This is a genomic window from Polaromonas sp. YR568 (genome assembly GCF_943369675.1).
GTDB lineage: Bacteria > Pseudomonadota > Gammaproteobacteria > Burkholderiales > Burkholderiaceae_C > Polaromonas.
Genome location: NZ_CALROB020000036.1, coordinates 1 through 13,885, shown reverse-complemented (window position 1 = coordinate 13,885; position 13,885 = coordinate 1). Strand labels below are relative to the sequence as shown.

Annotated in this window: 10 protein-coding genes and 1 pseudogene; 7 read left to right on the top strand and 4 right to left on the bottom strand. The window is 64.6% G+C overall.

The window, feature by feature from the left end; genetic code table 11:
• The first annotated feature begins 54 nt into the window (after window positions 1-54).
• Both uvrA and ACLV8F_RS18250 read left to right on the top strand, forming a co-directional pair.
• Window positions 55-3,168: an excinuclease ABC subunit UvrA gene (uvrA, locus tag ACLV8F_RS18255; protein ID WP_411885655.1), complete on the top strand. Its 3,114-nt coding sequence runs from the start codon at window positions 55-57 to the stop codon at window positions 3,166-3,168.
• A 166-nt stretch (window positions 3,169-3,334) separates the two neighbouring features.
• Entirely contained in the window at window positions 3,335-4,264 is a 930-nt protein-coding gene (locus ACLV8F_RS18250) for a DMT family transporter (RefSeq protein ID WP_411885620.1), read from the top strand.
• 114 nt (window positions 4,265-4,378) lie between these two features.
• On the opposite strand, the gene ACLV8F_RS18245 is transcribed toward ACLV8F_RS18250, so the two are convergent.
• Window positions 4,379-7,366, bottom strand: coding sequence for an L-glutamate gamma-semialdehyde dehydrogenase (locus ACLV8F_RS18245; RefSeq protein WP_411885619.1), 2,988 nt, complete (start codon window positions 7,364-7,366; stop codon window positions 4,379-4,381).
• Window positions 7,367-7,488: 122 nt separating this feature from the next.
• Between ACLV8F_RS18245 and ACLV8F_RS18240 the strand changes: the two genes are divergently transcribed.
• Both ACLV8F_RS18240 and ACLV8F_RS18235 read left to right on the top strand, forming a co-directional pair.
• Window positions 7,489-7,968, top strand: coding sequence for an Lrp/AsnC ligand binding domain-containing protein (locus ACLV8F_RS18240; protein WP_411885618.1), 480 nt, complete (start codon window positions 7,489-7,491; stop codon window positions 7,966-7,968).
• Between the two features lie 99 nt (window positions 7,969-8,067).
• The gene (locus ACLV8F_RS18235) at window positions 8,068-8,625 is read left to right on the top strand and encodes a DUF3617 domain-containing protein (RefSeq protein WP_411885617.1); all 558 of its coding nucleotides are present in this window, start codon (window positions 8,068-8,070) and stop codon (window positions 8,623-8,625) included.
• Between the two features lie 210 nt (window positions 8,626-8,835).
• Here the strand turns inward: ACLV8F_RS18235 and ACLV8F_RS18230 are convergent, their stop codons facing one another.
• Entirely contained in the window at window positions 8,836-9,537 is a 702-nt protein-coding gene (locus ACLV8F_RS18230; RefSeq protein ID WP_411885616.1) for a YggS family pyridoxal phosphate-dependent enzyme, read from the bottom strand.
• Window positions 9,538-9,585: 48 nt separating this feature from the next.
• Here ACLV8F_RS18230 and ACLV8F_RS18225 point away from each other — a divergent pair, with 48 nt between their 5' ends.
• The 3 genes from ACLV8F_RS18225 to ACLV8F_RS18215 all read left to right on the top strand — a co-directional run bounded on the left by ACLV8F_RS18225 (window position 9,586) and on the right by ACLV8F_RS18215 (window position 12,836).
• A complete protein-coding gene (locus ACLV8F_RS18225) occupies window positions 9,586-10,629 on the top strand; it encodes a type IV pilus twitching motility protein PilT (protein WP_411885615.1) in 1,044 nt (347 codons plus the stop codon).
• A 66-nt stretch (window positions 10,630-10,695) separates the two neighbouring features.
• Complete coding sequence (locus ACLV8F_RS18220; RefSeq protein WP_411881644.1) at window positions 10,696-11,832, top strand: PilT/PilU family type 4a pilus ATPase; 1,137 nt, start codon at window positions 10,696-10,698, stop codon at window positions 11,830-11,832.
• An 89-nt stretch (window positions 11,833-11,921) separates the two neighbouring features.
• Window positions 11,922-12,836 (top strand): NAD(P)-dependent oxidoreductase, encoded by a 915-nt coding sequence (locus ACLV8F_RS18215; RefSeq protein WP_411885614.1) that lies wholly within the window; start codon window positions 11,922-11,924, stop codon window positions 12,834-12,836.
• Between the two features lie 276 nt (window positions 12,837-13,112).
• Here the strand turns inward: ACLV8F_RS18215 and ACLV8F_RS18210 are convergent, their stop codons facing one another.
• A complete protein-coding gene (locus tag ACLV8F_RS18210) occupies window positions 13,113-13,772 on the bottom strand; it encodes a BON domain-containing protein (protein ID WP_411885613.1) in 660 nt (219 codons plus the stop codon).
• Window positions 13,769-13,885, bottom strand: a pseudogene (locus ACLV8F_RS18205) (phosphoheptose isomerase); the annotation flags it as partial. The gene ACLV8F_RS18210 and the pseudogene ACLV8F_RS18205, both read right to left, overlap by 4 nt.

The following is a 13,885-nucleotide window of genomic DNA, read 5'->3' as shown; positions in this document are numbered from 1 at the left end:
CCCTATCGCCGGGGAGTACACCGGCGGATGCCGGAAAATCCGCATCCGTCTATGATGGAGGGTTTTGCGGCGCCCCACATAGTGAACTCCTCCACCGACGGCAAATACCTCTCTCCCGAAGCCGCTGAAGCGGCTCTTGCGGCCGAGGGCCGGCACGTGGCCGAGCCCGCGGGCCGCTACCTGGCGCAAGCCCTGGCGGCCCAGCGCATCAGCATCCGCGGCGCGCGCACCCACAACCTCAAGAACATAGACCTGGACATCCCGCGCAACCAGCTGGTGGTGATCACCGGCTTGAGCGGCTCGGGCAAGTCCAGCCTGGCCTTCGACACGCTGTACGCCGAGGGCCAGCGCCGTTACGTTGAAAGTCTGTCGACCTACGCGCGGCAGTTTTTGCAGCTGATGGACAAGCCCGACGTGGACATGATCGAGGGCCTGTCGCCGGCGATTTCCATCGAACAGAAGGCCACCTCGCACAACCCGCGCTCCACCGTGGGAACGGTGACCGAAATCCACGATTACCTGCGCCTGCTGTTCGCGCGCGCCGGCACGCCGTTCTGCCCGATCCACGATTTGCCGCTGCAGGCGCAAAGCGTCAGCGAGATGGTCGATACCGTGCTGGCCCTGCCGGAAGACACCAAGCTGATGATCCTGGCGCCGGTGGCGCGCGACCGCAAAGGCGAGTTCGTCGACGTCTTCGCCGAGATGCAGTCGCAAGGCTATGTGCGCTTTCGCGTCGACGGCACGGCCTATGAGTTCGACGACCTGCCCAAGCTCAAGAAAACCGAGAAGCACAACATCGACGTGGTCATAGACCGCATCAAGGTGCGCGCCGATTTGCAGCAGCGCCTGGCCGAAAGTTTTGAAGCCGCGCTGCGCCTGGCCGACGGCAAGGCGATTGCGCTGGAGATGGACACCGGCAAGGAACACCTGTTCAGCGCGAAGTTCTCCTGCCCGGTCTGCGACTATTCGCTCAGCGAGATGGAGCCACGGCTCTTCTCCTTCAATTCGCCGGTGGGCGCCTGCCCGACCTGCGACGACCTGGGCCACATGGAATTCTTCGACCCGGCGCGCGTCGTGGCCTTTCCCTCGCTGAGCCTGGCCAGCGGCGCCGTCAAGGGCTGGGACAGGCGCAACGGCTATTACTTCTCGATGCTGGAAAGCCTGGCCAAGCATTACAAGTTCAACATCGACACGGCCTTTGAAGACCTGCCCGACAACGTGCGGCAGGTCGTGCTGCACGGCTCGGGCGACGAGGAAATCAAGTTCAGCTACGTGATGGACTCGGGCAATTTCGCCGGCAAGAAGATCAGCAAGAAACACCCCTTCGAAGGCGTGATCACCAACTTCGAGCGCCGCTACCGCGAGACCGATTCGGCCGCCGTGCGCGAGGAACTGGCGCGCTACCGCAGCGTGCAGCCCTGCCCCGACTGCGAAGGCACGCGCCTGCGCACCGAGGCGCGCCACGTCTATTTGGTGAGCGCGCCCGAGGGCGGCGCCAAGCCCGAACGCAAGGCCATCTACGAGATCAGCCACGCCACGCTGCGCGAAAGTTTTGAGTATTTCAGCGTCCTCAAGATGGAAGGCGCCAAGGCCGAGATCGCCGCCAAGGTGGTGCGTGAAATCGGCCTGCGCCTGAAGTTCCTCAACGACGTGGGCCTCAATTACCTGAGCCTGGACCGCAGCGCCGAAACGCTGTCGGGCGGCGAGTCGCAGCGCATACGCCTGGCCTCGCAGATAGGCTCCGGCCTGACCGGCGTGATGTACGTGCTCGACGAGCCCAGCATAGGCCTGCACCAGCGCGACAACGACCGCCTGATCGGCACGCTCAAGCATTTGCGCGACATCGGCAACAGCGTGCTGGTGGTCGAGCACGACGAGGACATGATCCGCGCGGCCGACCACGTCATCGACATGGGCCCGGGCGCCGGCATCCACGGCGGGCGCGTGATGGCCCAGGGCACGTTCGACGAGGTCAAGAACAACCCCGATTCGCTGACGGGCAAGTACCTGGCGCAGACGCTGAAGATCGCCGTGCCCCAACGCCGCACACCCTGGCTGCCGACGGTGAAGGCGGTGGACGCCACCGAGAAGAAAAAAGTCTCGCGCTTTCCGCAGAGCCCGGCCGCCGAACGCCGCGCCGCGCGCGAAGCCGTGCACCAGGCCACGCTGGGCGAGATGCAGGCGCTGCGCGTCATCAACGCCACCGGCCACAACCTGAAGGGTGTGAGCGTCGAGTTCCCGGTGGGCTTGCTCACTTGCGTGACCGGCGTTTCCGGCTCGGGCAAGTCCACGCTGGTCAACGACACGCTGTATGCCGCCGTGGCGCGCACGCTGTACCGCGCGCATGAAGAGCCCGCCGCGCATGAATCGATTGAAGGCATAGAGCATTTCGACAAGGTCATCAACGTCGACCAGTCGCCGATAGGCCGCACGCCGCGCAGCAACCCGGCCACCTACACGGGCCTGTTCACGCCGATACGCGAGCTGATGGCCGAGATGAACACGGCGCGCGAACGCGGCTACGGCGCGGGACGCTTTTCCTTCAACGTCGCCGGCGGCCGCTGCGAAGCCTGCCAGGGAGACGGCGTGGTCAAGGTCGAGATGCACTTTCTGCCCGACGTGTACGTGCCCTGCGACGTCTGCAAGGGCATGCGCTACAACCGCGAGACGCTGGAAGTCCAGTACAAGGGCAAAAACATCGCGCAGATCCTGGACCTCACGGTCGAGGTCGCGGCCGAGTTCTTCAAGGCTGTGCCCGTCATCGCGCGCAAGCTGCACACCCTGCTCGACGTGGGCCTGTCCTATATCAAGCTGGGCCAGGCCGCGACCACGCTGTCGGGCGGCGAGGCGCAGCGCGTCAAGCTCGCGCTGGAGCTGAGCAAGCGTGACACCGGCCGCACGCTCTACATCCTCGACGAGCCGACCACCGGCCTGCACTTCGCCGACATCGACCTGCTGCTCAAGGTGCTGCACCAGCTGCGCGACGCGGGCAACACGATTGTGGTGATCGAGCACAACCTGGACGTCATCAAGACGGCCGACTGGCTCATCGACATGGGCCCCGAAGGGGGCGCCGGCGGCGGCACCGTGGTGGGCGTGGGCACGCCGGAAGACATCGCGGCCAACCCGGCCAGCCACACCGGCCGCTACCTGGCCCGCCTGCTTTAGAGCCGCTCAGAAACCCTCCTGGCGTTGTTGCAGCCGCCTTGCCGTGCCGGAGCACTGTCTGCGGCGTCGCGCCTGGCCAGGACCGCTTCGCTGGGTTTTGTGAGCAGCTCTGGGCTCCAGGGTCACGCTTTTCTTTTCACCCTCTCTTTTTCATGGGACCCCGGTTTTGAACAGCTCCACGTTTTTCACCCAACGCAAAGTTGTTTTCCTGCTGGCCTCGCTGTGCTGCCTGCTGTGGGGCAGCGCCTACCCGGCGATCAAGAACGGTTATGCGCTGTTCCACATCGCGGCCAACGACATCCCCTCCAAGCTGGTGTTCGCGGGCTGGCGTTTTATTTTTGCCGGCCTGGCGCTGCTGGTGTTCGCCCTCCTCAGCCGCAAGCCGGTATTCCAGCTGGACCGCCGCACCTTCGGCCAGGTCACGCTGGTGGGCCTGACGCAGACCAGCGTCCAGTACGTGTTCTTCTACATCGGCCTGGCCTATGCCACCGGCGTGAAGAGTTCCATCATGAACGCCACCGGCACTTTTTTCAGCGTGCTGCTGGCGCATTACATCTACAAGAACGACAGACTCAGCTTCAACAAGGTGCTGGGCTGCGTCGTGGGTTTCGCCGGCGTGATGGTGGTGAACTTCAGCGAAGGTTTGCTGAGCTTCGACTTCACGCTGCTGGGCGAGGGCTTTGTGGTGATCGCCGCCTTTGTGCTCTCAGCCGCCAGCATCTACGGCAAGAAGGTGTCGCAGCGCGTGGACTCGGTGGTGCTGACCGGCTGGCAGCTGGCGATTGGCGGCCTGGCGCTGCTGCTCATCGGCTTTGCCACCGGCGGTTCGCTGACGGGCTTTACCGTCAAATCCACCTTGCTGATGGTCTACCTGGTCGTGCTGTCATCCGCCGCGTTTTCGCTGTGGACGATTTTGCTGAAGTACAACCGGGTGAGCATGATCACGGTCTTCAACTTCATGGTGCCGATTTTCGGGACCATGTTGTCGGCGGTGTTTCTGGATGAGAGCTTTCTTGAGTGGAAAAATGGGGTGGCGTTGGTGTTGGTTTGTTATGGGATCTGGTTGGTGACGAAGGAAGAGAAGAGTGGTGCTTGAGCCGGGTCTTGCGCCGGCTTGCGCGCCTCGCCCTTTGCATTGGGTTGCTGGCCGGGACTCGCCCCGGCCAGCAGAACCAAGAAGAAAGCGCCCAGTCGGAGCAAGACCCGACCATCAAGCCCCTCCTGCAAGGAGAGCCGCATTCCCCCCAGCCGCTGTCGTATTCACAGTGACCGTCTGCTCAGCACAGAAACGATAAAGATAATGCGGCCCACCGGCCTTGGGGCCAGTCCCGGAGAGCCCCTCTCCACCAAACGGCTGCACCCCCACCACCGCGCCGATCATGTTGCGGTTCACATAGATATTGCCGACGTGGGCCGCCGCAGCCAGCGCCTGCGCGCGGGAATCGATGCGGGTCTGTATGCCCAAGGTCAGGCCGTAGCCCAGCGCGTTGATCTGCGCGATCACGGCTTGCGGGTCCTTCAGATCGCCGCTGCCCCAGCGCAGCACCTGGAGCACGGGGCCGAAGATTTCGTCTTTCACGTCGGCCAGGCTGCGCACTTCAAAGGCCGCGGGCGCAATCAGGTTGGCCAGCGGGCCGGATGCGGCCTGCTTGCGCTCCGCCGAAGTGACCAGCGGCTTGGCGCTTGAGTTCAATCGCTGCAAGTGCTTCTGGATGTTGTCAAAAGCTTCCGCATCGATCACCGGGCCGACGTCGGTGGCGAGCTCGGCGGTTTCGCCGGCCACCAGTTCCTGCGCGGCGCCCTTGATCATGTCGATCACGTGGTCGGCAATGCCTTCATGCACGCACAGCAGGCGCAGCGCCGAGCAGCGCTGACCGGCGGAACGGAACGCGCTTTGCACCACCGCGTCGGCCACCTGCTCGGGCAGGGCCGTGCTGTCGACCAGCATGGCGTTGATGCCGCCGGTCTCGGCGATCAGCGGGACGATGGGGCCGTCCTTGGCGGCGAGCGCGCGGTTGATGATCTTCGCGACCTGCGTGGAGCCGGTGAACACCACACCGGCGATATGCGGCGCCGCCACCAGCGCCGCACCCACCGTGTCGCCGGGGCCGTGCGCGAGTTGCAGCGCGCCTTCGGGCACGCCGGCTTCGTGCAGCAGCTTCACGGCCTCCCAGGCAATGCCAGGCGTCTGCTCGGCGGGCTTGGCCAGTACCGCGTTGCCGGTGGCGAGGGCCGCCGCAACCTGGCCGGTGAAGATGGCCAGCGGGAAATTCCAGGGGCTGATGCAGACCCAGACGCCGCGCGCGGTGAGCCGCAGCTCGTTGGTCTCGCCGGTCGGACCGGGCAGCGCCACCGGCCGCATGATGCGCTCGGCCTCGTTGGCGTAATAGCGCAGGAAGTCCACGGCCTCGCGCACTTCCGACACCGCGTCGCCCCAGGTCTTGAAGGCCTCCTTGACCAGCAACGCGCAGAACTTCGGCATCTGCCCTTCCATCGCGTCGGCGCTGCGGCGCAGGACGGCGGCGCGTTCAGCCACGTTCACCTTGCTCCACTGCTGGTAAGCGCCGGCGCCTTTGCCTGCCAGGTCGGCGGCGCGAGCGGCATCAAATTCCGGCACCACCGGCACCGGCGTGGTGGCCAGCGCGGCCAGCAACGGCGTGCGCATGCTTTCAACCGTGAGGTCCAGCCCCACGCTATTGGCGCGGCCGGGGCCGTAAAGCGCGGGCGGCAGCGGCAGCGAGGCGTCGGGCTCCAGGCGCAGCGGCGAGGTCAGCAATTCGCCCATACCGACCGACTCGTCGGCGAGCTGGTGCACAAAAGAAGAGTTGGCGCCGTTCTCCAGCAGGCGGCGCACCAGGTAGGCCAGCAGGTCGCGGTGCGCGCCCACAGGGGCATAGACGCGGCAGCTGATCAGCGGGTTCTTCAGCACCTCGCGGAACACGCCCTCGCCCATGCCGTGCAGGCGCTGCAGCTCGAACGGCACGGCGTTGCGCGAAGCCATCTGCAAAATCGCGGCGATGGTCGCGGCGTTGTGGCCGGCGAACTGCGGGTAGATCGCATCGGGCGCGGCCAGCAGCGCTTGCGCGCAGGCCAGGTAAGACACGTCGGTGTGGTGCTTGTGCGTGAAGACCGGGTAGTGCGGCAGGCCCATCTCCTGCGCGCGCTTGATTTCCGAATCCCAGTACGCGCCCTTGACCAGGCGGCACATCAGGCGCAGCTTGTACTTGCGGGCGATGGCAGTGACATGGCCGATCAGGTCCAGCGCACGCGTCTGGTAGGCCTGCATAGCCAGGCCGAAGCCCTGCCACTGGGGGTGGTGCTGCGCCACCAAGGCGGCCAGCGCCTCAAACACATCGAGCGAGAGTTCGAGCCGGTCGACTTCCTCGGCGTCAATCGTGAGGTTGATGTTGGCCCGGGCCGACAGCTCGCACAGGCCCCAGACGCGCGGCACCAGCTCGGCCATCACGCGTTCGCGCTGGGCGTCTTCATAACGCGGGTGCAGCGCGCTGAGCTTGATGGAGATGCCGTCGTTTTTTTCCGTGGCGCCTGTCGCATTCGCGCCGTCGGCGATGGCCTGGATGGCATTCGTGTAGCTGGCCAGGTAGCGCAGCGCGTCGGCATCTGTGCGCGCGCCCTCGCCCAGCATGTCGTAGCTGAAACGCAGGTTGGGGATTTTTTTGCGGCTGTCGTCGGCCTCGCCCATGGCGTCGGCAATCGTCTGGCCCAGCACGAACTGGCGGCCCAGCAATTGCACGGCGCGCAAGGTGGCGGCCACGACGGTGCGCGCGCCGAGCTTGCTCATCAGATTGGGTTGGCCGCCTTCTGGCAAAAACATCTTGGACATGGAGATGGCCGACGCCGACAGCCGCGCCATCACGCCGTCACCGGCGCCGTCAAAATCGGCGCGCCCCAGCTGGTCGGCCGTCAGCGCAATCGCCGTTTCGGCGTCGGGCACGCGCAGCAGGGCTTCGGCCAGGCGCATCAGGGCCAGGCCTTCGGCGCTGGAAATCGGGTACTCCTTGAGCAGGCTTTCCATGGCCCAGAAGGGCGGCGGGTTGTCGCGCACGGCCTGCACCCAGGGCTGGGCCGAATGCGCCGCGGCGGCCCAGTCCAGTGCGCCGGCCAGACCACTGAGCTGGCTGGCCACGACGTCGGCTTCAGGGCGGTAGGGAAAGGGCAGGCGCGGAGAGGCGAACATCAGGGACTCCATGGAGGGGTTTCACGGTTTGTGGCGGAAATTCAGTTGATGAAGCGATGCTCCATTGAATAATGCCGAATTTCCCGCTAAATTTGAACAATTAACCGAATAATTCACTAGTCATGTTTGAAGCCTCGCCAGAAATTGACCGCATTGACCTCAAAATCCTGAATGTTCTGCAGCAGGACGGCCGCATTTCCAACCTCAAGCTGGCCGAAAGCGTGGCCCTGTCGCCGACCGCCGTGCTGGCACGCGTGCAGCGCCTGAGCCGCGACGGCTACATCCTGGGTTATGAGGCCCTGCTGAACCCGCTCAAGCTGGGCGCCGGGATGATGGTGTTTGTCGAGGTGCTGCTGGACCGCACCACGCCCAACGTCTTCGAGGCCTTCAAGGCGGCGGTGCAGGTGCACCATGAAATCACCGAGTGCCACATGGTGGCCGGCGGCTTCGACTACCTGCTCAAGACCCGCATGGCCGATATGGCGGCCTACCGCTCTTTTGCCGGCACCGTGCTGTGGCAGCTGCCGGGCGTGCGCGAAACCCGCACCTATGCGGTGATGGAAGAGGTGAAAAATACCACCCGGCTCGCGCTGGGCGTGTAAACCCCTCGCTGCGCTTGCCAAGCGGCGCCCGCTGGCAATAATGCGAGCTTTCCCCTTCAGCCGTCCCCTTCAGCCATTTGCCCTTCAACAGGAATGCCCATGAAACATTGCCTCACCTTGCTGGCCACATTGACCCTGGCCATGGCCACCGGCGCCAACGCCCAGAGCACCAAACCGGGCCTGTGGGAGATCAACACCAAAATGCAGTCGTCCTCGGGCGAGATGGAAAAAGCCATGGCCAACATGGAAAAGCAGCTGGCCGGCATGCCGCCCGAGCAGCGCAAGCAGATGCAGGACATGATGGCCAAGCAAGGGGTGTCGATGGGAAGCTCCAGCGGCGGCGGTATGAGCATGAAGACCTGCCTCACCAAGGAAATGGCCGAGCGCAATGAACTGCCGCAGCAGCAGCAAGGCGATTGCAAGACCACCCAGTCGCCGCGCAGCGGCAACACCATGAAGTTTTCCTATGTCTGCACGCAGCCGCCTTCCAGCGGCGAAGGCGTGATGACCTTCTCTGGCGACACCGCCTACACGATGAAGATGAACACCACGACCACCGTCAAGGGCAAGCCCGAGAAGATGAGCATGGATTCCTCGGGCAAATGGCTGTCGGCTGATTGCGGGGCCATCAAACCCATGAGTCCCCCGAAAAAATAGACGGAAGAGAAACTCTCTTCACCAGCAGGGGCCGAGGAACCGGCTTTGCCGGGCCTCAGGCGCAGCGGCCCCCGAGGGGCTGGAGCCCGCGGCTCCAAGCCTGCCTGCGCAGGCTTGGACGGGCGACAGAGGCGAAGCGTCTCGCGAGCCGCGGCCTGCAAGGCCTCGCGCATTACACGGAGCCGAAGGCGAAGTGAAAAGCGTGGGGGCTCATCTTTTTCCAAATATGGCCGTGCCCACGCGCACCATGGTGCTGCCCGCATGAATGGCAGCTTCCAGGTCCGCCGTCATACCCAGCGACAAGGTATCCATCGGTGACGGCAAGACACCCGAAGCGTTGACCGCATCAAAGATGACCTTGCTCCTGGCGTGCAGCTCGCAGGCCGCGTCGAAATCGGCGGCGGGCTCGGGGATCGCCATCAGGCCGCGCAAGACCAGGCGCGGCAGCTGTGCGACTTCCAGCGCCAGCGCCTGGACCTCGGTCGGCGCCAGGCCGGACTTGTTGGCGCCGCCGTCGACATTCACCTGCAGGCAGATCTGCAGCGGCGGCAGGTCCGCCGGCCGCTGCTCGCTCAGGCGCTGGGCGATCTTCAGGCGGTCCACCGACTGCACCCAGTCAAAGTGTTCGGCCACCAGGCGGGTCTTGTTGCTTTGCACAGGGCCTATGCAATGCCACTCCAGCGCCGGCACGTCCGCCTGCTGCCGCAGCGCGAGGATCTTCTCCACGCCCTCGGCGATGTAGTTTTCGCCGAAGGCGCGCTGGCCGTCCGAGGCGGCCTCGGCCACGGCTTCGGCGCCGAAGGTTTTGGATACAACCAGCAGACGTACGGTGGCCGGGTTCCGCCCGGCGGCGACGCAGGCCGTGGTGATACGGTCACGGACTAGCTGGAGATTGCGCACAATCGTGGTCATAATCGAACTGTAAACTTAGTTTGAAAACCATTTTCAAAGGGCCCCGGGATGGATATCACGCAGCTGCTGGCTTTTAGCGTCAAGAACAAGGCGTCTGACTTGCACTTATCGGCCGGCCTGCCGCCCATGATCCGGGTTCACGGCGACGTGCGGCGCATCAACATCGATCCGCTGGACCACAAGCAGGTGCATGCCATGGTGTACGACATCATGAACGACACCCAGCGCAAAACCTACGAAGAATTCCTCGAAGTCGACTTTTCCTTTGAAATCGACGGGCTGGCCCGCTTCCGTGTCAACGCCTTCAACCAGAACCGCGGCGCCGGCGCCGTGCTGCGGACCATCCCGTCCAAGATCCTGACGCTGGAGCAGCTCAACGCGCCCAAGATTTTCGGCGACCTGGCGATGAAGCCGCGCGGCATGGTGCTGGTCACCGGCCCCACGGGTTCGGGCAAGTCCACCACGCTGGCGGCCATGGTCAACTTCCTGAACGAAAACGAGTACGGCCACATCCTCACGGTGGAAGACCCGATCGAGTTCGTGCACGAATCCAAGAAGTGCCTGATCAACCAGCGCGAGGTCGGCCCGCACACCCTGAGCTTCAACGCCGCGCTGAAATCCGCGCTGCGCGAAGACCCGGACGCCATCCTCGTCGGTGAAATGCGCGACCTGGAAACCATTCGCCTGGCCATGTCGGCCGCTGAAACCGGCCACCTGGTCTTCGGCACGCTGCACACCTCCAGCGCCGCCAAGACCATCGACCGGATCATCGACGTGTTCCCGGCCGAAGAAAAGGAAATGATCCGCTCCATGCTGTCGGAGTCGCTGCAGGCAGTGATCTCGCAAACGCTGTGCAAGACCAAGGACGGCGCGGGCCGCGTGGCGGCGCACGAGATCATGCTGGGCACCAGCGCCATCCGCAATTTGATCCGCGAAGCCAAGGTCGCGCAGATGTACTCTTCCATCCAGACCGGCAACAGCGTGGGCATGCAGACGCTGGACCAGAACCTGACCGAGCTGGTCAAACGCAATGTCATATCGGCCGCAGAAGCTCGCGGCAAAGCCAAGATCCCGGAAAACTTCCCAGGGTAGACCCCCAACCGCACTCAATACGGGAAACGAACCCGCCGCCCCCGGGCTGCAGCACAAGGACATGTCATGGAACGCGACCAGGCCAGTAAATTCATCAACGACCTGCTGAAACTCATGGTCAGCCGCAATGGCAGCGACCTGTTCATCACGGGCGACTTCCCGCCGGCCATGAAGGTGGACGGCAAGGTGACCAAGGTCTCGCCGCAGCCGCTGAACGCCGGCCACACGCTGGCGCTGGCCCGTTCCATCATGAACGACAAGCAGGCGGCCGAGTTCGAGCGCACCAAGGAATGCAATTTCGCGATTTCGCCGCCGGGTGTGGGCCGCTTCCGCGTGAACGCCTTCATCCAGCAGGGCAAGGTCGGCATGGTGATGCGGACGATTCCGGCCGTGCTGCCCACCATCGACGGGCTGGGCGTTCCCCAGGTGCTCAAGGAAGTGGTGATGAGCAAGCGCGGCCTGACCATCCTGGTCGGCGCCACCGGTTCCGGCAAATCCACCACGCTGGCGGCCATGGTCGACTGGCGCAACGAGCAGTCCTACGGCCACATCATCACGATTGAAGACCCGGTGGAATTCGTGCACGCGCACAAGAACTGCGTGATCACGCAGCGCGAGGTGGGCCTGGACACCGACAGCTGGGAAGCGGCCCTGAAAAACACGCTGCGCCAGGCGCCCGACGTGATCCTGATGGGCGAAATCCGCGACCGCGAGACCATGGAACACGCCATCGCGTTTGCCGAAACCGGCCACCTGTGCCTGGCCACGCTGCACGCCAACAGCGCCAACCAGGCACTGGACCGCGTGATCAACTTTTTCCCCGAAGAGCGCCGCACCCAGTTGCTGATGGACTTGTCGCTCAACCTGAAAGCCATGATCTCGCAGCGGCTGGTGCCCAAGCAGGACGGCAAGGGCCGTTTTGCCGCGGTCGAAGTCATGCTCAATTCGCCGCTGATCTCCGACCTCATCTTCAAGGGCGAAGTCTCCGAGATCAAGGAGATCATGAAGAAAAGCCGCAACCTGGGCATGCAGACCTTCGACCAGGCGCTGTACGACGCCTTCGAGAGCCACTTCATCACCTACGAAGACGCGCTGCGCAACGCCGACTCGGTGAACGACCTGCGCCTGCAGATCAAGCTCAACTCGCAGCGCGCCAAGTCGACCGACCTGGCCGCCGGCACCGAAAACTTCGCCATCGTTTAAGGCCGGCCCGCCTGCCGGCCTCGCGCCGGCGGCGGCCGCCTTCCGCCTTCCTTCCTCGTCTCCACGCACCCACATCATCAGGCACGACCATGTCCAGCACCGCATCCAAAACCTACGAATCCTCCACGCCCCGCCAGCTCGCCTTTCTGGGCCTGGGCGTCATGGGCTATCCCATGGCGGGCCACCTGGCGCTGGCCGGGCACAGCGTCACGGTCTACAACCGCAGCGCGGCCAAGGCGGCCGCCTGGGTCGCCGAATTCGCCGCCAGCCCGAAGCCGGCGCAGGCCGCGCTGCCGCGCCTGGCCGTGGCCGGCGCCGACATCGTGTTTTGCTGCGTCGGCAATGACGACGACCTGCGCTCCGTCACGCTGGGCGCGGACGGCGCTTTCGCCGGCATGAAACCCGGCGCGATTTTTGTCGACCACACCACGGCGTCGGCCGACGTGGCGCGCGAACTCTACGCGGCCGCCGCCAAGCTGGGCCTGCAGTTCATCGACGCCCCGGTGTCGGGCGGTCAGGCCGGCGCGCAAAACGGCGCGCTCACCGTGATGTGCGGCGGCGACACGGCAGCCTTTGACGCCGTCAAACCGGCCGGCATGGCGTTTTCCAAAGCCTTCACGCTGATGGGCGCCAGCGGCGCGGGCCAGCTGACCAAGATGGTCAACCAGATCTGCATCGCCGGGCTGGTGCAAGGCCTGAGCGAAGCGGTCGCCTTCGGCCAGAAGGCCGGGCTGGACGTGAACCAGGTGCTCGACGTGATCGGCAAGGGCGCGGCGCAAAGCTGGCAGCTCGACAACCGCGGCAAGACCATGGTGGCCGACAAGTTTGATTTCGGCTTTGCCGTCGACTGGATGCGCAAGGACCTGGGCCTGGTGCTGGACGAAGCCAAACGCAACGGCGCCCGCCTGCCGGTGACCGCACTCGTTGACCAGTTCTACGCGGACGTGCAAGCCATGGGCGGCCAGCGCTGGGATACCTCAAGCCTCATCAAGCGCCTCAAGTAAGAGCCACTCACAAAACCTCCTGGCGCCGTCCCCCTCTTTTCCCCTCTCCCCCGGGGAGAGGGCTAGGGTGAGGGCAGCGGCCTTCAAAGACGCTGAGCGGGCACAAGCGCCGCCAGCCCTCATCCCCACCTTCTCCCAGAGGGAGAAGGGGTAAAACCCCGGCGCGATCACGGATCGCTTCGCTGGGTTGTCTGAGCGGCTCTTTACACCAGTGACTTTCCAAAGAAAAAGCGGCTGCACCGGTCACCCGGTGCAGCCGCTTTGTTTTGTGTGGCTTCAGCCGCCCGCGGGCTTGGAATTGGCGGCCGGCGCGGCGGATTTGGCCGGCAGCATGCGGGCCAGTTCTTCTTCGCTGATGATTTCAAAAATGCGGATGACCTTCTGCACGCCGGGCGTGCCGCGGACGATGTCGGTGGCGCGGTCGGCTTCGCGCTGCGTGACACGGCCCATCAGGTAGGTCGTGCCGCGCTCGGTTATCACCTTGAAGGCGTTGGAAGACAAGTCACGCGCATCCACCAGCATGGCCTTGACGCGGCCGGTGACCAGCACGTCGGAAGAGCGCTGCGTCAGCGTCGAACTGCCCATGATGGCCAGGTCGTTGACCACGGAGTTCACGTTCTCCACGCGCGCCACGATCTGCTCGACCAGCTGCTTGTCCTGGGCATTCGGCACTTCGCCCGTCAGCAACACCTGCCGGTTGTAGCTGGTCAGGTTGACGTGCACGCGCTCGCCGACGTTGCTGCGGATGCGGCTGGTGGCCCGCAGCTCTATGCCTTCGTCTTCGAGCTGCGCGCCGGAGGTGCGGCGGTCGGTCGCGACGAACGCGCCGCCGGCCACGCCCCCCACAACCAGCGGAAAGCAGGCCGTCAAGGCCCCGCCGAGCACGGTGGTCGTGATGAGGGCCAAAGCCAGCCGTTTGAACGGAACAAATTTCATACAGAGGTCTCCTGGTCGCCAAGTAACTGGGTGTCCACACCGTCGCAAATGCAATGGAGGACGAGAAGGTGCACTTCCTGGATACGCGCGGTCCGCTCGTGCGGCACGCACAC